The sequence below is a fragment of the Lentimicrobiaceae bacterium genome (genome assembly GCA_023227965.1).
Lineage (GTDB): Bacteria > Bacteroidota > Bacteroidia > Bacteroidales > JALOCA01 > JALOCA01.
In genome coordinates, this window is the sequence record JALOCA010000009.1 from 24,818 (window position 1) to 44,572 (window position 19,755).

Consider the following 19,755-nt stretch of genomic DNA (forward strand, 5'->3'; position numbering starts at 1 on the left):
AAATAACATCATCTCAAAGTACAAAATTAAGTACCTGACTTTTTTGGGTGTCTTAATGACGAAAACAGGAAGAACGTACAAGTCTATTTTTTCTGAATTTTAAAAACTAATATTTCTCAAATCAACATTACCTCCGGAAATTATAATACCTACTTTTTTCCCGGAGAAAAAATTTTTATTCTCGAAAAGGGCGGCAACAGCTACGGCTGATGAGGGTTCAATGATGATTTTCATATATTCCCAGACAAATAACATAGCTTTTTTAATGGATTCTTCAGAAACTGTAAAGATGGAATGTACATTTTCGCAAATAATTGGAAAGGTGAGACTTCCCAGCGAAGTGCGTAATCCGTCTGCCATTGTTTGGGGGTTGTTAACAGGGATTAAACGTTTTTGCATGAACGATTGCCAGGCATCATTTGCCATTTCGGGTTCTGCAGCTATAACCAGTGTGCCGGGCGAAAAATATCTCACCGAAAGGGATGTACCGCTTAGCAAACCACCGCCTCCAACGGGAGCAATAATATAATCTAAGTGATCATCAACTTGTTCAATAAGCTCTTTTGCCACGGTTGCCTGCCCGGCTATTATCCTGTAATTATTGTAAGGATGTATTTCAACAGCTCCTGTTTCCGCAATCACTTTGCAAAGGGTTTCCTCCCTCGATTGTAGATTGGGCTTGCAAAAAGTTATTTTCCCGCCATAGTTTTTAACGGCTTCCACTTTCACCCGGGAAGAATTTTCGGGCATCACAATGTTTGCGTCACATTTTCGGAGAGAAGCAGCCAGCGAAAGTGCTGCGGCGTGATTACCAGAAGAATGGGTTGCTACGCCTTTTATTATTTCATCATCGGAGAGTGATAGAACAGCATTTGAAGCTCCCCGGAATTTGAAAGCTCCCGTTTTTTGAAAATTTTCGCATTTTAAAACGACTTCACAATCTGTTAATGCATCTAAAGTTTGGGAGGTAAGTACAGGAGTAAGGTGAATAAATGCCTTAATCCGATTGTGGGCGGCATGAATATCAGAAGCAGAGGGAACTGAATTCATACTTTCAGGCATTAATTTTTTCAACAATTTTTTCACAAGCAATATCAATCAGTTGAAAGGCTCGTTCAAAATCAATCATTCCTCCATACCATGGGTCGGGAACATTCAGGTTTTCACCAGGCTTGTCAGCATTCATCAGGTAATCTACTTTTTGCCGGTCGGAATCATTATGTGCATAATACATAACATCTCTGTAATTCATTGCATCCATGACATATATTTTGTCATACATCTCAAAATCAGACTTTTGAAATAGACGTGCTCTGTGTGCCGAGATATCAATTCTATGTTTTTTAGCCATAGCTATGGCTCTGCTATCGGGGGAATCGCCAACATGAAAATATTCCATTCCTGCAGAATCCACTTCAACACCCATAATGCCTTTTTTGTTGATTTTATGTCGTAAAATACCTTCTGCTAACGGGCTGCGACAGATATTGCCCATGCAAACCATTAATATTTTCATTTATGCAGTTTGAAAAAATATAAAACGGCTGTTTAGATTTTGATTTTCTTTTCAAGATCTTCTACATAATTCCGGAACTGCTTGTCGGTTTCAACCAAGTTGTTAACGGTTCTGCAGGCATGTAACACGGTAGCATGGTCTTTATTGCCACAATGCAGGCCAATAGTTGTGAGCGATGCTTTGGTATGTTTTTTTGCAAAAAACATGGATAGCTGTCGTGCCTGCACTACTTCCCGTTTTCTTGTTTTGGAATTCAAGGTATCTACCTGCAAGTTGAAGTAGTCGCATACGATTTTTTGAATATAATCTATCGAAATCTCTTTAGTTGTATTTTTTACAAACTTGTCAATCATTTGCTTGGCAAGTTCAATGGTAATGGCTTTTTTGTTAAGTGACGATTGTGCAAGAATGGAAATCAGCGCGCCTTCCAGTTCCCTGATGTTGGTTGTTATGCTGTATGCCAGGTATTCAATTACATCTTCTGGCATGGTAATTCCATCATTATACAGCCGTTTGTGCAGTATTGCAATTCGTGTTTCGAGGTCGGGTATCTGGAGGTCGGCAGCAAGACCCCATTTAAAACGGGATAATAACCGGGGCTCGATCCCTTTCATTTCTACCGGAGCCTTGTCGGAGGTGATAACGATTTGCTTGCTTTTTTGGTGAAGGTGATTAAAAATGTGAAAGAAAACATCTTGTGTTTTTTCTTTTCCTGCAATAAATTGAATGTCGTCAACGATAAGTACATCCATTATCTGATAAAAATGAATAAAATCATTCTGATTGTTATTTCTCACGGCATCAATAAACTGCTGAATCATTTGCTCGGCAGAGACATACAGTACCGTTTTTTCGGGAAATTGCTGTTTTACCTGTATTCCCACGGCATGAGCAAGATGGGTTTTTCCTAAACCGACATTGCTGTAAATAAACATAGGGTTAAATGCCGTTTTTCCCGGATTATTAGCAACGGCAAAGCCGGCAGAGCGGGCTAAGCGGTTACAATCTCCTTCAATAAAATTGTCAAAAGAGTAAGATTCGTTGAGCTGGGAATTAACTTTAATTTTCTTTAAACCAGGTATTATAAAAGGGTTTGGTATTTCTTTGGAGGAGCCTTTGTTAATATCAATGGGCATGGCTACAGATGGGTTATAGATACTCTTCTTGTTACTGGTAGGTACCTGTATAGTAAAAGGTGCTTCATTTTGATTAGATGATGAAAATGAACTATCCATAATTATACTGTATTCCAGTCGTCCGGCAGAACCCAATTCGCTTTTAATGGTTTTTTTAAGCAATGTAATGTAATGCTCCTCGAGCCATTCGTAAAAAAACTGACTGGGTACTAAAATTGTGAGAACCTGCTCTTCGAGCCGGATAGGCTTTATGGGTTCGAACCATGTTTTAAAACTTTGATAACTAATGTTGTCCTTAATTATTTTCAGACAATTACCCCAAACTTCATTAAAGTCATGCTTCATTAATAAAATTTTTTTTTATTTGGTTATCAGTTTTGTGGATTTTTGTAAACATTAATTTTTTTCCTTTTTATACTCATTATCAATGCCTGATATTACTAAGGATTTTAGTCATGTTTTTGAAAAACTTTTAAACAAAAGTGGCATTGAAAAAGTGTATAAAAAATTTTTTTTGGTATTGTTTTTTAAAAATTTTATTCATATATGGCAAAATAACTTTTTTAAAATTTAAATCGGGGAAGTAAAAAATCAAATATTGTATGTTTCAGAAATACAATAAAATAGAAAAATTAATTTTTAAAAAATGTATTTTTGAGTACTTCCCAAATTTAATTAAATTTTTGTAAAAAAAAATATTTAGCAAAAGAAATCACGAAAAAGGCACTTTTTTTTGAAAAACAGGTTAAGGTGTTACATTGAACAAAAATGGATAAATTGTAATGAAATACTTTTTAGTTTTTTAAATCGTTCAATGGTTGACTCTGCCTTATTCTTGCGTACTGAAAATTGGATTTTACACCTGTTTTCAAAATCTTGAGACTCAATTTTTATATCATCTTCTTTTAGTATTTTCATCATATCGTTCATTTGGAGGTAGTCAAACTCTATTACATAGGTTTCCATAACTATTTTTGTTATGGCTTCGGTTTGGTTTAGTGCATCTAATGTTGCTGATTTGTAGGCATTGATTAATCCGCTTACACCCAGTTTGATGCCTCCAAAATAGCGAACAACCACCACAAGTGTATTAGTAAGTCCCTTTGAAATCAATTGGTTAAGAATGGGTTTCCCGGCAGTCCCTGTTGGTTCCCCATCATCGTAGCTTCTTTGCGCAGATTTGTCGGAACCTAAAACGTAAGCAAAGCAATGGTGCCGGGCATCGTGGTATTTTTTTCTGATTTCTTCGAGTGTGTTTTTAATTTCCTCTTCTGTTTGTACAGGAAACGCATGTGCAATAAAACGACTTCCTTTGTCTTTGAATAAGCCTTCGCTTTGGTATTTAATGGTTTGAAATGTGTCTTCGAACAGCATCTGGATGGATATTTTCAGTTTTAAAAATACGATAAAATAATACCTTTGTTTCCACTTTTTACGAATAAATAATTAACTTGATACAATCTCACATTGGCGAATCGGCAGCGCTGTTAACGGCATTTTTTTGGACTATTACTGCGCTTGCATTTGAAGCTGCAAGTAAAAGAGTGGGCTCGTTAACGGTAAATATTTTGCGCCTGAGCATTGCTTTTGTTATTTTCTCTGTTTTTGGTTTCTTTTCTAGGGGAATTTTCTTTCCTTATGATGCCAGTCTGCATAATTGGTGCTGGTTAGCGTTGTCGGGGCTTGTTGGATTTGTTTTTGGTGATTACATGCTTTTTAGGGCTTATGTATTAATTGGAGCCAGAATTTCGATGTTAATAATGGCTTTAGCTCCCCCCATAGCAGCAATAACAGGGTGGGTAATGTTAGGTGAGGCTTTTTCGTTGCAGCATTTATTTGGGATGCTGTTAACGTTGAGCGGTATTGCCCTTGTAATATTAAAAAAGAATGAGCAAAAAACTGAAAGAATACGGTTTTCCTACCCCGTAAAAGGATTGTTAATTGCCTTAGGCGGAGCGGCAGGGCAGGGGATAGGTTTGGTTTTCAGCAAATATGGAATGCAGGACTACAATGCTTTTGCGGCTTCTCAAATCCGGGTGTTTACCGGAGCTTTAGGTTTCGGGGTTTTATTTTTTATTTTTCGTTCGTGGAAAAAGGTGGGGACAGCATTAAAAAGCAGGAAAACAATGAAAAGTCTTCTTATTGGTTCCTTTTTCGGGCCTTTTTTAGGTGTATCATTTTCTCTGATATCTATACAGTATACTACTACCGGTATTGCCTCTACAATTATGGCGATAGTTCCGGTTCTTATTATTCCTCCATCTATATGGTTTAAAAAAGAAAAAATTAAAAAAATTGAAATTGCTGGTGCCGTGATTGCAGTAATCGGAGTTGCTATTTTCTTTTTATAAAAAACTCCCGGCAGTGGGGTTGTCGGGAGTTACCAATAGATTATTATTCTTTATTTTTTAATACGCATTTGGTAAAATGACCTGTACACAAAATACAGGGCAATTATTAGGAAAACTGAACCCACAATAGGTCCGATACTTCTGAATCCTTCAGAAATGGCTATTTGCATTGCCAGCAAGCCAAAAAGTGTAGTAAACTTGATAATAGGGTTTAAGGATACCGAAGACGTGTCTTTAAAGGGATCTCCCACGGTGTCGCCAATAATGGTGGCTTCATGCAAAAGAGTTCCTTTTTCCTTTAAATCCACTTCCACAACCTTTTTGGCATTATCCCAAGCTCCGCCTGCATTTGCCATAAAAATTGCCTGAAACAGACCAAATACAGCAATAGAAATTAGGTAACTTACAAAAAATGAAGTAGGGTTAGCACCATTTACTGGTGCGGAAAAGAATGCAAAAGCAAGGGCAAACGAGAAAACGGCAATAAAAATGTTAAACATTCCTTTTTGTGCGTATTGTGTACAAATTTTAACCACTTCTTTCGACTTTTCGATGGATGCCTTTTTTTCGGCACCTTCATCCAAATTGATATTACGTTTGATATATTCTACGGCACGGTGAGCCCCGGTAGTAACAGCCTGAATAGAAGCACCTGTAAACCAATATATAACAGCACCACCACAAATAAAACCCAAAATAGTATAGGGGTTTAGTATATTCAATATAGATTCGGGCTCTATTCCTAACTTATTTTTAATGACCAGAATCAATGAAAAAATCATTGTTGTAGCACCCACTACGGCAGTTCCTATCAGCACAGGTTTTGCAGTGGCTTTAAAGGTGTTTCCTGCACCGTCGTTGGCTTCAAGGTAGTATTTTGCCTTTTCAAAGTCGGGAGTAAAGCCATAATCTTTTTCAATTTTTGTTGTTATTTCTTTGGTTTCTTCTATCAATGATAATTCATAAATACTTTGTGCATTGTCAGTAACTGGTCCGTATGAATCCACGGCTATCGTAACGGGACCCATGCCTAAAAATCCAAATGCAACCAACCCAAATGCAAAGACAGAGGGATAGATCATGTAATCGCTGAGTCCGTATAAACTGGCAAAGTAGGCTATTGCCATAAGCATAAAAAATACCATTCCGTTCCAGAATGCACTAAAATTGCCTGCTACTAATCCTGATAAAATAGTAAGAGAAGCGCCTCCCTCACGTGAAGCAGTAACAATTTCATTAACATGCTTCGATTTAGGACTGGTAAAAATTTTAGTGAATTCGGGTATTAAGGCTGCACCTAACGTGCCGCAGCTTATGATGATTGAGAGAATAAACCACAGGTTATTGGGAAGGCTTCCCAGTTGCCAGTAGCTGATAAGAAATGTTACAATGATAGAAAGCAGAGACGTTATCCAGACCAGTGCGGTAAGGGGAACTTCAAAGTCGAGATTTTCTTTATTTTCGTAACGTATTTTACTGAGTAATTTATTTATGTAGAAGGCAATGATAGAGGTTACTATCATTAGAATACGCATAAGAAAAATCCAAGTAAGCAGTTCGGTTTGATAAGTAATATCGCTAACAGCAAGAACTATAAAACTAATGAGTGCTACCCCGGTAACTCCGTAAGTCTCGAACCCGTCAGCGGTAGGACCTACACTATCTCCGGCATTATCGCCTGTACAGTCGGCTATTACACCAGGGTTTCTGGGATCATCTTCTTTAATGTTGAAGACAATTTTCATCAAATCTGAGCCTATGTCGGCAATTTTTGTAAAAATTCCGCCAGCTATCCTCAGGGCAGAAGCCCCTAACGATTCGCCAATGGCAAAACCTACAAAACTGGCTCCTGCATATTGCCTGGGAATAAATAAAAGGATGATAAGCATCATAATCAGTTCTACCGAAACCAGCAGTACGCCTATGCTCATCCCTGCATCCAAAGGTATATTCAATAATTTCAGCGGTTTGCGTTCCAAAGAAGCAAATGCCATGCGGCTATTGGCAAGAGTGTTCATCCTGATTCCAAACCATGCTACCCCGTACGAACCCAATATCCCCACAACTGACCAGCCGAGAATCAGCAAAACCCCTCCAACAGGCGTTTGTTGCAGGTATCCGAAATAAAAAGCTATACAGGCAGCAATAAACAATTCGAGAATTAGAAGAAATTTCCCCTGCTGAATAAGGTATGTTTTGCAGGTTTCGAAGATTACGTTGGCAATTTCTAACATAGAAGGATGGGAACGCAATCGTTTAACTTTTACAAATTGATACAACCCGAAACCCAGCCCTAAAACGCAGATAAAAAAACCGAAAATCAATAAATTATTTTGGCTTTCGGTTAATTGCGGAATTTTAAGGTCGGTTTCACTGGCAAGCGCTACCGCAGGAAAAAATAAAATAAGGATAAACACAAAAAGTCTTTTCATATGATTTTATTTTAAGTTATCAAAGCAAATTTAGGCAAGAATTTAAAATAAACAAACAAAAAAATGATTCCATGCAGTGTGTTTTTCCAGTTTAATGTAAAAAATACACTTACTTATATTATTAATATTTAATGCTATAAATGTAACTTTATCAATCAAAAAATATTATTTAGAAAACCAACAATAAATTACAGCACTTCATAACAAAACAGGTTTTTGAAAAAGTAAACTTTTTAATTCGGCTACGGAAAAAGAAGAGAATTGCAAAGTACAATTAGAACATTCATTCACTATTATCTGGTGAATTTATATACCTAGGTTCGGGTTAAGATTGTAAAACCATCTATATGATATATTTCAATATTTTACATTTCGCCGTAGGTGATGAAGTAATTGGACAAATAAAATATCGCATATCAAACACGGATGATACGAATGTAACGGATTGGGATGGATTATGAAAATCCGTACCTTATAGCAATCTTACCAAAACCTTTTTTATAAACCACTAAGGGCACAAGGAAGACACTAAGGATTTTCCCATTTGTGATTTTTAGCGGTTTCTTGTGGTTTACTTAGTAACCTAAGTTGGCGTAAGGTTGCAAACCATTTCTGTAGTATTTCGGCATGTTACATTGCGCCGCAGGGCGATAAAAACTTTTAAGGGTTTTTGAAAAAATAAACGTCCTTTCTATGGATGCTAAAACACTGACGGATAAATAGTAAAACCTGTTTTTCTATATTATTAAACGCTAAACAAAACTATTATTTCTGTTCCATTTCTATAAAACGGTATTTACTTACCTGCTTTAGTTTGCGTGTTGCAAGATCGAAATGAAAGTACTTATCAGGTTTAATGCCAGAAGAGAAATTGTTAGAAATATACTGGTTCATGAGGTAATCGAAAAAATAACTGCCATATTTTGCACCCGCATAAGCAGCAAGGTCATATATGTCGTTAATTTGCAATGAATCATATGTGTATTCAAAATACACTGACTGATTTAAAACATTAAACTTGAACGCACCGTCGAAATAATCTTTTGCACTTTCTTCGGAATAAAGCAACTTTTTACTGCTGTTCCTGGCGCTGTCCTGGTTATTAACCCCGGAAATTTCGAACCAACTACACAGATTTACAGAATTGATTCCAAACTCGTTGTATAAATGAATAGTATCGGCAAAATAGGCTTCATTGGTTACGGGAATAATATCTTCTTCAATTTGTAACTGTGCCATGTTAATGATATACATGTCGGAGTTATCGAGCGAGAGAAAATCCGTGGTTTCCAAAGGGGAGTACACTTTGAAATGCAATTTACCCAATTCTTCGGAAAAAGCATTCATGTACCTGGCAATGAATAACGAATCGGAAAGGAGTTTCAGGTATGTACTTTTGGCAAAAAGTATCGAATCTGTTTTCGTGGTATTGGTATTTTCTGCTTGCCAGCTTTTTAAGTTTATTTTGTAGAGATAGTCGGGAGAAAGTAGCATTATCGGAATTTCGCCCGCATTGGTAATGTACTTTTTTGCTAATTTCCGTTCAGCAGAACAGGAAATAAATAAGAAGAGGGCAGATAATATAACTATTATCAACCTTTTTCCTTTATTTTGCTTTTGCGATATTGGCATCCGGAATGTCTTTCGAGATAAGTTTGTTAAAGATAAAGTAATCATTTTGATGAATGCATTTTTTCGGCAAATCTTTTGCCAAATTCTATGCATTGGATTTCCGCTTCGTGGTGTGGGGTAAATTTAATAAACACGTTTTCGCCCATTAGGGTAAGTTTAAGGTTTGCCAGATTCGATTCAATAATTTTCTGTCCTTCACCACTCCATCCATACGACCCGAAGGCGGCAGCCAGTTTTCCCTTGTCTCTGATAGGGTTTATGAGAGCGAATAGGGTATAAATCTGCAGCAGGGTGTTTTGATTTATCGTGGGCGACCCAATGATAATGGCATTAGCCATGGCTATTTTTTGATCTATTTCTCCTGCGGGCATGGCTTCGATATCACAAACATCAGTTTCAAAGTTACCGGCTGCACGGATGCCTTCGGCAATTTTTTCAGCCAACCTGGCAGTATTGCCATATGCAGAGACGTAAGGGATAAAGATTCTGTTTTTAACGGGAAGTTGTTCGGCTGCAAGTGCGTATTTTTCGCTTAAATCCACATAACGTTTCCATTGCGAGCGCAAAACCGGACCGTGCCCGGGGCAAATTGCGTTTATTTGCAACGGGCGAATCTTTTCTATGGCTTTCAACATGAATTTGCTGTAAGGTTTCAAAATCACATCAAAATAATATTTAAAGGCATCATCCCAATTTTCCACCAGGTCGTCGAACATGGCTTCGTGGCAATAATGGGCGCCAAAAGAGTCGCAGGGAAAGAGAATTTTATCTTCTTCGAGGTAAGTGTACAGGGTATCGGGCCAATGCAGGTTGGGAGCCCCGATAAACCGAAGAGTTTTGTTGCCCAATGAAAGTATATCGCCATCTTTCACCACTTTGTTTTTGAATTCGAAGCCCAGCAGGTCGTTTAGGTAACGAATGGCGTTGCCACTTCCGACAACGGTAGCATCGGGTGCTGTTTCGAGGAGTTTGGCTATGCTGCCTGAATGATCAGGTTCGGTATGGTTGACGATGATATATTCTATTTCGGATGGATTGCACAGGGTGCTTAGTTTTGCAAGGTAGGAGTCCCAAAACTTAATTTTGGCTGTTTCTACCACAGCTTTTTTGTCGGAATTGATGAAGTAAGAGTTGTATGTGGTTCCATACCGGGTTTCCATCACAATATCGAATGTACGGAGGTCGGGGTCTAAAATACCTACCCAGTAAACATCATTGGAAACGGCTAACGTTTTATTGTTTTGCATAGGTGAAAATTGTTTGTGCAAAAATAAAAAAAGAAATCCACCCTTTTGCCGGATGGATTTCTAAATAATTCTGAGCTTCTGAAATTATTTTACAGGAATATTTTTCAGGGTTTCTACAAGAAAATCCCAAAACATTTCCACTGTTTTGATATTAACTTTTTCGTCCGGAGAATGCGGAAAACGGATGGTGGGACCAAAGGAAATCATATCCCAGTTAGGATAAACGCCTCCGAGTAACCCGCATTCTAATCCTGCATGAATGGCTCTTATTTCGGGTATTTTTCCGTATTTATTTTTGTAGATATCGCTCATGGCTTTAAGAACCGGTGATTGCATGTTGGGTTTCCAGCCAGGGTATTGTCCGTCGAAAACTGTTTCTGCGCCAGCCAGGGTAAACACACTTTCGGTAACGCTTTCCAGGTCGAGTTTTGCCGAATCAACAGAGCTTCTGAGCAAGCATAAAATTTTAACTTCGTTGCCTTCAAGATTAATGATGGCAAGGTTGTTAGAGGTTTCCACAAGGTCGTGCATATCGGCACTCATCCTGACAACGCCGTTAGGGCATGCATTTACGGCATGGATAAGTTTTTGTTGTGTGGCAACGTCCATCACTTTTTCGGGCATGTTGGCAGGAATGGCTTCTGCTTTTAAATCGGGTTCGGTAGAGGAGAGCTCGTTTTTAATTATGTTTTCGAAAGTGGCAAGCAACTGGAGGAATGCCTTTGCATGGGCACTGGGAAGAACGATTACGGCTGATGATTCGCGGGGGATGGCATTACGAAGGCTTCCGCCGTCAATAGTAGCTATGCGAATACCGAATGCATTTTGTGCCTGTTTAAGGAAGCGAAACAGTACTTTGTTTGAGTTTCCTCTGCCCAGGCTAATGTCCACTCCGGAATGTCCACCCTTGAGACCCTTTATATATAAGGTATAGGCAGAATATCCTGCGGGAACATTTTCAGGGGTAAACGTGAAGGTGATTCCGGCATTGGTTCCGCCGGCACATCCAACGTACAATTCGCCTTCGTCTTCCGAATCCATATTGAGCAGGATATCTCCTTTAAGGATTCCGCCTTTTAGTCCGAAAGCACCTGTCATACCGGTTTCTTCATCAATGGTAAGAAGGACTTCCACGGGTCCGTGTTTAATATCTTTTGATTCAAGTACTGACATGGCGGCGGCAACTCCGATTCCATTATCGGCACCCAGAGTTGTTCCGTGTGCTTTTACCCATTCGCCATCAATTTGCGGGCGAATAGGGTCTGTTTCAAAATTGTGTGCAGTGTCGTTATTTTTTTGTGGAACCATGTCGAGGTGTGCCTGTAAGATAACACCTTTCCGGTTTTCCATTCCTTTTGTGGCGGGTTTGCGGATGATTAGGTTGCCTACCTCGTCCACGATGGTTTCTAAACCTAATTGTTTTGCAAAATTAAATACATATTCCCTGATGGCTGCTTCATGTCCCGATGGATGGGGAAATGCACACAGGGCTTCAAAATTTTTCCATACGGAAGCAGGTTTTAAACCGCTTAATACAGTATTCATTGATATTCCTCCAGTGTTTGGTTAATACTATTTTTATTAGGGGCAAATATATGTATTTACTATTAATGCGAATCGAGGGTAAGAAATATTTTTGCCACTAAGTATCTAAGGTGCTAATACACACCAAGTTATTTTAAATAAATATTTTACATTTTGCCGTAGGTGATGAATGTTAGTAGAATGTTAATTTTTTAAGAAAAGATTGTCCACCGAAAATTATTTTTTAACGAACATAGAAGTATAAACTACCTGTCCGGTTTGCACTTTTACGATATACATTCCTGCCGGTAGCTTGTGTATGGGAAACATTACGGAAGTATTATTCAAATCCGGATTGTTCCATTCGCCGCAGATAACTCCCTGCATATTGTAAATTATACAATGTACATTGTTTACAACGTTTCCGGGCAAAATAAGGGAGATATAATTGTCGGCAGGATTAGGAATGATAGTCAAGCTGCCCGGTACAACTTCGGGTGTTTTTGCGGCGTTAAGTTGTTCAATAATCGTTTGCCGCCGTGTAAGAATAAAGGGTTTAATACCATAAGGTGTGTGCCCGTCAATGGCTTGTTCAAACCCGTTGTAAAAATCCTGGTCATCGTAACCCCAGTCCAATGTGCGGTAGGTATCGGCAAGTGCAGCCTGGGTAATAAGATTTTTGAGTGATTCAATACGCGGGAAAATAGTATCTGGATGGATAATTTCGCGCATAATAGTATCAAGGTATTGTTTGTAAAGGGTAAAAAAAACCGGAACTTTCAAAAGTTGTGTTACCATCGGACGGGCTTCGGAATGGTTCACCCAGTCAAGGCAGTTTCGTGTTGCCCAGTCTTTTCCCATCCAGTCAACCCCGAACGTGTTATCGGTGTCATAGGAAATAAAATCAAACTTTCCGCTGGTAGGGTTATCATACAGGTAATAATTATTTTTGTTGTAGGCGTAATCATCCCAATTGCCAGTAGCAATATCAATAGCGTATGCTTTAAGATATGCTTTTACATTCAGTCGTTTAGATATTGAATCGGGAAACGTCGTGTTATTTTTTATGCTAAGAAGCCGGATAAAATGGACTAAACCGGTATAGTCATCAAGTGTTTCATTAGTTTGTAAGTCGTAGGCTCTTCCGCCTGTTGCAGAACTGCTTCCGATATTTTTATAGGTTTGCGGATCATCGCCTAAATATACCAGGTCTGCAGGATAAGTGCATTTATACAGATTACCGTCATTGTCATCGAATACACGGCTCAGCCATTCTTTATCCATTTCTTCAAGGTTGGTGTATAAACCAAAATATTCTCCATTGATATACAGCTTAACAAAGCTGGTTCTGCGTTCAGGCATTCTGGCGTTTTTCCACACATCATAGAATAATTTTTCGCGGATAAGGGTAGGATCATTGTGTTGCCCGTTGAGATTAATTTTTTTTACGCCCTGGTATTTTCTTCCGGGAGCATAAGTATTGAAGCTTATCTTGAATGATTTTTTCTGCGAATAGCGGGAAGTATTACCCCTCAGGCGAAATCCTGTATTTTGCAGTGTATCGTGTAAAATTCCGTCACTGAAAACAAATTGTGCCATAAAATAATGGTTGGATAAAACATCTGTCAGAATCACCTGTAGGGAATCGGCAGGCAAGTTGATGTTTATGGATGAAACTTTTGTATCGTCAAACAGTGTATTCTTTTGCGAAAAAACAGAAACCGGGAGCAGGAAAAACAGAAACGCTAATATATACAGTTTTATCATATTATTGTATCGGGGTGAATACAAGTATAATTTTGTGCTACAAAATTAGGGATAATCAAACTTGCCCGGACAAATTCTTGCTAAAAAAGTGGAAACAAGCAAAATGGTTCTGTATACTTTGATATGGTGAAATAAAAAAAGAGGCTTTCTTATAAAGAGAGCCTCTTTTTTATGCAAGTTCAGGTTTTTTATTTAACCACAATAAACTTTGAGGATGAAACTTTTGTATTTGTACTTACCTTAATCACGTAAATACCATTGGAAAGACCGTTGCAGTTAATGATATAGTTATGCAAACCTTTACTTTGATTTTTTAGTTGCATTGTTTGCATCATTTTTCCATTTATATCGAAAACATTGATCTGAATATCCGACATTTTATCGAACTGGTAGGTTAAAGTAGTATAATCCTGTTTTACAGGGTTGGGATATACATTCAAATAATCAACAGAAACGGGTTGGGGTTGGGGATCATTGATGTCGACAAATTCACGGCATTCAAATAAACCGCTCCCGAAGGTTGCTGCATAAATAGCGCCAAAATTAAGCGTACCTGGTTTTGTAACCATTACAGTATCATCACCAACAATATACGGAACTTCCATCCAAGGACGTGATGTAATTTGTTGTTGTAACATGGTAACAGCAATATTTCCCATTCCGTTTCCATCCTGAACCCATTCAGGATTATTTATATCAGAACACGACCAGATACCTTCGTTTGTACCTAAGATAACACGGTTACCATTAGTATATTCAGTTAAGGAAGTATAAACAGGCATTGCAGGAAGATTTGCCTGCACGGAAGTAAATTCCGGTTGGGTAGTTGTAGCATTGGTGCTGCGGAAAACATAGTCTGTTTTTCCATATCCACCGATAGTAAGGATAACATTGTCGGCATTTGAAGGATCTGCGGTAATGGAAGTAACGTTATTATATCCTTTGCCGGAGGGTAAGGTAGTAGTAGTATAAATAATGGCGTCATTTACAACAGTAAGATCGAACACATATAAAATATTGTTACCACTTTTTGTAACAGCAGCATATAAATATTTACCATCTGCCGAAAAAGCGAAGCGCTGAGGAACTATACTTACATCACTAATGAGTTTAATCCATGTAGGAGTTTCTTTAAAATTCAAAGCTCCTGTTGTATAATATATTTCGCCCTTAGTAGACGTGGTAGTAACATTTATAACGCCAACTACAAATTTACTGGCTACAAGGTCCTTAATTCTTAAGGTATCCTCAGCGTTTAAACTTACATTTGAATAGTAATAAAACGGGAATTTTTGGTTGTTACTATATACCAATAAGGTATCACCGGGGTTAATGGCTTTTGTTAAAACTACATCCACGGTGTCTGTGCTTTCAGGATAATTAAAGTTTTCCCACATTGCAGCAGGGGTAAAGAGCATGTCAGAATTAGTAGGAGAAGTTATGCTATCGGGAAGAAATTCGTAAGTAGCTCCGCCCATGTCATCAGAACGTAAAAACAGGCTACCATCATTCGACCAGATGATAACTTTAGGGTTGGTTTGGGTAAGAAAACAAGGACCTCCCGAATTTACTGTTGCACTAACAACGGTAGCTTGTTGGGGGGTATTAAGATCTCCGGGGATATACCAAGTACCCCAGTCTTGTACACCACCGGCAACAGTACCTTCACCTGAGCAGGCTACCGAATAAAACTGTGATGTAGTATAGGTTTTATTCAATACATTTAATGACATAAAATCATCATAAGTAACGAGAATGCCAAATGCTGTACCCATATATACTATGGAAGAATTATTATTAGCAAAGAATATCTCAAAGTTCTGATAGGCGCTTGCGGCTTTTAATTCCCATGAATAATATCCATCAGGAAGTATTTTTGAACCTTCCCAAACGAAATATCCGCCAACAAGAAATTTTTCAGGATTATCAGGATAAACGGCTATAGAAACGGAATAACAACCTACATTATCAGCACCAAATATATCGAAATGACTGCTACCTCCTGGTCCAATGATGCGCCAGGTATTGCCTTTGTCTACGGAAAGATACACATTTTCGAGCTGGCCATATTTAATATCTCCAGAACCATCTCCGGCTGCTACTGCATACACGTAATTGGGATCTGAAGGTGCAAAGGCTATTTCAACCCTTCCTACTCCCTCAAGGGGAAGCTTATCAGGGTTAATTATACTATCATTTTCATCAACATATTTTTTAGATACGCAAGTGAACCCATTCTGGTTACCATCATTGGCAAAGTAAACAAGATTGCCGACTACAGCGCTGACTGTTCCGTCGGTTGCCACATCTACATCATAGGCGTTGGCAGATAAAGGAACCAGATTGCCGTTATCATTATAATTAGCTGTTTCCCACGTAAGTCCTCCGTCTTTCGACAATTTTAAGCCTGTATTTGTGGCAGCAAAAACTACTCCCCCCGGGGTAATGGCAATTTTATTAATAAAAGCCCAGTCAGTGTTCGAATTATTGGATACCGGACGGGTAGATTCGAGTAGAGTAAACGTGTTGCCATCGGTACTTTTGAATATGCCATGACCGATAATTCCTCCGAAATCAGTAAATGCCGTTTCCTGGAATATTTCGCCTGTTCCTGCATAAATATCACCGTTGGGGGCTTGTACCATACAATTTACATTCATGGATACATCGTCGGAACTTATCTTATGCCAGGTTAATCCGCCGGTAGTTGATTTGTAAATTCCGTCGCCAATGCTACCGGCAAAAATGGTTTTCATTTGCGCATCTCTTGAATCAACAACAATGGCTTTTGTTTTTCCTCCAACATTATCGGGACCCATATTGGTCCAGTTCAGGTTTAAGCCGCTGCCCGATTTGTGTGCAGTTTTTCCGGTTTTCAACGGATTATCCTTGACGGAAAAGGTACCTGCAAGAGTAGTTGAAAATACCGCCGCACCCATCATAACAGCTACTAAGCTTAACAGTAGATTTTTACTTTTCATATGATTTTGATTAATTTATAGATTATATTTCCGATATTAAAAAGTGGCACAATTTACAACCTTTTTGAAAATATACAAACACTAAATCTTCAAAATTTTCTACAATCTTTTTACATAGACAATGAATGACTTAACAATTTTTAACAAGCATCACGTTGACTGCCTTTGCTGCAATGGTTATTTTTGTACGCAAATTATTAAGGGTATGAATGAAATTAATATCAAAGAATTAAACGAACGCATCCGCACAGAAAGTGCTTTTGTTGACCTGATAACGCTGGAAATGCACAGGGTAATTATTGGTCAGAAACAAATGATAGAACGTCTGTTAATCGGGCTATTATCCAATGGACATATTTTACTCGAAGGGGTGCCGGGATTGGCAAAAACTTTAGCTATTAAGTCCCTTGCACGTACTATTGAATTAAAATTCAGTAGGATACAGTTTACACCTGACCTTTTACCTGCAGACCTGGTGGGAACAATGATATACAGTCAGAAAAAAGAAGAATTCATGGTACGAAAAGGTCCAATTTTTGCAAATTTTATTCTTGCCGATGAAATAAACCGTTCACCAGCCAAGGTACAAAGTGCGTTGCTCGAAGCCATGCAGGAACGGCAGGTTACCATTGGAACACAAACATATCAACTGGAGGAGCCTTTTCTGGTGTTAGCCACACAAAATCCTATAGAACAGGAAGGAACATATCCGCTACCCGAAGCCCAGGTAGATCGTTTCATGCTGAAAGTGGTGATAGGTTATCCTTCACAGGAAGAAGAAAAACAGATTCTTCGTCAAAATATCACAAGCGAGCAACCTGTTACCCGGACAATAGTAAAACCGGAAGATATTTTACGGGCAAGAAATATTGTAAGAGAAGTGTATCTTGACGAAAAAATTGAAAACTATATCACAGACATTGTCTTTGCTACTCGTTACCCTACAAAATACCGGTTGCAGAAATTTGAAAATATGATAAATTATGGTGCTTCGCCACGCGCCAGCATTAATCTGGCATTAGCCGCCAAAGCCTATGCATTTATTAAAAGAAGAGGGTATGTTATTCCTGAAGACATCCGTGCAATAGCCCACGACGTGTTGCGTCATCGAATTGGGCTGTCGTATGAAGCAGAAGCTGAAAATGTTACTACCGAAGAAATAATTAATGAAATCCTTAATTCGGTAGAGGTACCCTAAGCAAACTAAATTTTCTTTTTCTGTTCGTTAATAAATAAGGTATGGAAACTTCGGAAATACTGAAAAAAGTCCGGAAAATCGAAATTAAATCGAAAGGCTTGTCGAACCAGGTTTTTTCGGGACAATACCATAGTGTTTTCAAGGGAAGAGGAATGGCTTTCAGCGAAGTGCGCGAATATCAGTATGGCGATGACATCAGAAATATTGACTGGAACGTTACCGCACGTTTCAACCATCCCTATGTGAAAGTTTTTGAAGAAGAAAGGGAGCTTACCGTAATGTTGCTGATAGATGTAAGTGGCTCGAACGAATTTGGTACGCAAAAACAGTTAAAAGAAGAACTGATGACAGAAGTAGCTGCCGTTTTGGCTTTCTCTGCAATTCAAAACAACGATAAAGTAGGCGTAATTTTTTTTAGCGATCATATTGAAAAGTTTATCTCTCCTAAGAAAGGCTCAAGTCATATTTTACGAATTATCAGAGAACTTGTTGATTTTAAACCCGAAAGTCAGCAGACAAAAATCTCCGAGGCGCTTCGTTTTTTGAGTAATGCCATTAAAAAAAGGTGTACAGCTTTCATAATTTCCGATTTTATTGACAAAAATTTTGAAGAGGGGTTAAAAATAGCTTCCGGTAAGCACGATGTGGTAGCACTGCGGATAACCGATAAACGCGAAACCGTTTTGCCCGACATGGGCTTGGTTCAAATGTATGATAAAGAAACCGGCAAAACTCTTTGGGTTGATACTTCCTATAAGCCAACTTTAATGAAATATGTAAACTGGTGGTATGAAAATGAACGTTTTTTAGCTAATATATTTTTAAAAAATGGTGTTGACTCTGTTAAACTGGAAACAGGAAAGGATTTTATCCAGCCCTTACTCAACCTTTTTAAGAAGAGAGAAGCAAGAATTTAGTTTTTTTACATTTAACTATTAAAAGAAACAAATAGATGTATACTGTAAAACAATTCAGTAAAAATATTAAATACATATTTTTATTTTCTTGTTTATTATTTTCATTTTCACTTTCTGCTCAGGAAATCAAAGCGGAAGTAAAGCTCGATACCAACCAGATTGTGATAGGCGATCAGGTTACAATTAATTTATCCTTGCGTTTACCCAAATCATACCCGTTTCGTTGGACTGCATTACCTGATACACTTGCCGGCAAAATTGAAATAGTGAGCAAATCAGCCATTGACACAATCGTATCGGCTGATAGTAAAAATATTACACTTAACCAACACCTTACAATAACTGCTTTTGATTCGGGATATTATGCTATACCTCCCTTTAGCTTCGCTTATCATAAACCAGGGGACACCACCACGTTGTTTGCTGAAACAGAAGCTCTTTTGCTAAATGTTACCACTGTAGCTGTTGATACTACAAAAGCCATCAAGGACATAAAACCATTAATGGGTGTTCCCATTACTTTTGGAGAAATACTTCCCTGGCTGGGTGGGGCATTGGCGCTGGCAGGCATCATCGCATTTATTGTTTATTATTTTAAAAGGAGAAGAAAAGCATTGCCATTGTTTAATTTTCCTGTAAAACCGCCTTTGCCTCCACACGAAAAAGCACTTATTGCCCTGGAAGAGTTAAAAAACAAAAAACTCTGGCAAACTGGTTTTGTAAAAGACTATCATACTGCCGTTACAGATATTATCAGACAATACATTGAAGAAAGATTTTTTATTAATGCAGTGGAAATGACATCGGATGAAATATTGTGGGCGGTTAAAGGAAATAACTTCCCGATGGAAATAGCAGATAAGTTGAGAGAAATACTTGTGATAGCTGATCTCGTAAAATTTGCCAAAGAAATGCCTCTTTCACTACATAATGAGCAAAGTATGGCTTATGCTTTTGATTTTGTGAGAGCCACCCTCCCTGCAACTGAAACACAGGAAACAACGAAAGAAAAATCTTTAGAAATTATTTCTCAACCACCTAAGCTTGTTTAGTT

14 protein-coding genes are annotated in these 19,755 nt (G+C 38.2%); 4 read left to right on the forward strand and 10 right to left on the reverse strand.

Translation table 11 applies throughout. From position 1 onward, the window contains the following. Positions 1-99: 99 nt before the first annotated feature. The 4 genes from M0R21_04675 to M0R21_04690 form a co-directional block, all read right to left on the reverse strand. Positions 100-1,050: a pyridoxal-phosphate dependent enzyme gene (locus M0R21_04675; protein MCK9617109.1), complete on the reverse strand. Its 951-nt coding sequence runs from the start codon at positions 1,048-1,050 to the stop codon at positions 100-102. 4 nt (positions 1,051-1,054) lie between these two features. Further along, entirely contained in the window at positions 1,055-1,516 is a 462-nt protein-coding gene (locus M0R21_04680) for a low molecular weight phosphotyrosine protein phosphatase (protein ID MCK9617110.1), read from the reverse strand. 32 nt (positions 1,517-1,548) lie between these two features. After that, positions 1,549-2,997, reverse strand: a complete 1,449-nt coding sequence (gene dnaA, locus M0R21_04685) for a chromosomal replication initiator protein DnaA (GenBank protein MCK9617111.1) — start codon at positions 2,995-2,997, stop codon at positions 1,549-1,551. A 408-nt stretch (positions 2,998-3,405) separates the two neighbouring features. Continuing rightward, the gene (locus tag M0R21_04690; protein ID MCK9617112.1) at positions 3,406-4,026 is read right to left on the reverse strand and encodes a YigZ family protein; all 621 of its coding nucleotides are present in this window, start codon (positions 4,024-4,026) and stop codon (positions 3,406-3,408) included. 77 nt (positions 4,027-4,103) lie between these two features. On the opposite strand from M0R21_04690, the gene M0R21_04695 reads away from it, so the two are divergent. Further along, on the forward strand, positions 4,104-5,003 hold the full coding sequence (locus M0R21_04695) for a DMT family transporter (protein ID MCK9617113.1): 900 nt from the start codon (positions 4,104-4,106) through the stop codon (positions 5,001-5,003). A 50-nt stretch (positions 5,004-5,053) separates the two neighbouring features. On the opposite strand, the gene M0R21_04700 is transcribed toward M0R21_04695, so the two are convergent. The 6 genes from M0R21_04700 to M0R21_04725 form a co-directional block, all read right to left on the reverse strand. After that, on the reverse strand, positions 5,054-7,435 hold the full coding sequence (locus M0R21_04700; protein MCK9617114.1) for a sodium-translocating pyrophosphatase: 2,382 nt from the start codon (positions 7,433-7,435) through the stop codon (positions 5,054-5,056). Between the two features lie 765 nt (positions 7,436-8,200). Next, the gene (locus M0R21_04705) at positions 8,201-9,067 is read right to left on the reverse strand and encodes a hypothetical protein (protein ID MCK9617115.1); all 867 of its coding nucleotides are present in this window, start codon (positions 9,065-9,067) and stop codon (positions 8,201-8,203) included. A gap of 41 nt (positions 9,068-9,108) precedes the next feature. Continuing rightward, positions 9,109-10,314: an FprA family A-type flavoprotein gene (locus M0R21_04710; protein ID MCK9617116.1), complete on the reverse strand. Its 1,206-nt coding sequence runs from the start codon at positions 10,312-10,314 to the stop codon at positions 9,109-9,111. 84 nt (positions 10,315-10,398) lie between these two features. Next, a complete protein-coding gene (locus M0R21_04715) occupies positions 10,399-11,859 on the reverse strand; it encodes an aminoacyl-histidine dipeptidase (protein MCK9617117.1) in 1,461 nt (486 codons plus the stop codon). Between the two features lie 216 nt (positions 11,860-12,075). Continuing rightward, complete coding sequence (locus M0R21_04720) at positions 12,076-13,605, reverse strand: CotH kinase family protein (protein MCK9617118.1); 1,530 nt, start codon at positions 13,603-13,605, stop codon at positions 12,076-12,078. Between the two features lie 188 nt (positions 13,606-13,793). Beyond that, positions 13,794-16,586, reverse strand: coding sequence for a T9SS type A sorting domain-containing protein (locus tag M0R21_04725; protein ID MCK9617119.1), 2,793 nt, complete (start codon positions 16,584-16,586; stop codon positions 13,794-13,796). A gap of 205 nt (positions 16,587-16,791) precedes the next feature. On the opposite strand from M0R21_04725, the gene M0R21_04730 reads away from it, so the two are divergent. Genes M0R21_04730 through M0R21_04740 form a run of 3 tightly spaced genes read left to right on the forward strand, consistent with a single transcriptional unit; the run spans position 16,792 to position 19,753 of the window. After that, entirely contained in the window at positions 16,792-17,784 is a 993-nt protein-coding gene (locus M0R21_04730) for an AAA family ATPase (protein MCK9617120.1), read from the forward strand. A 41-nt stretch (positions 17,785-17,825) separates the two neighbouring features. Continuing rightward, a complete protein-coding gene (locus tag M0R21_04735) occupies positions 17,826-18,701 on the forward strand; it encodes a DUF58 domain-containing protein (protein ID MCK9617121.1) in 876 nt (291 codons plus the stop codon). A gap of 35 nt (positions 18,702-18,736) precedes the next feature. Next, entirely contained in the window at positions 18,737-19,753 is a 1,017-nt protein-coding gene (locus M0R21_04740) for a hypothetical protein (GenBank protein MCK9617122.1), read from the forward strand. Positions 19,754-19,755: the final 2 nt, after the last annotated feature.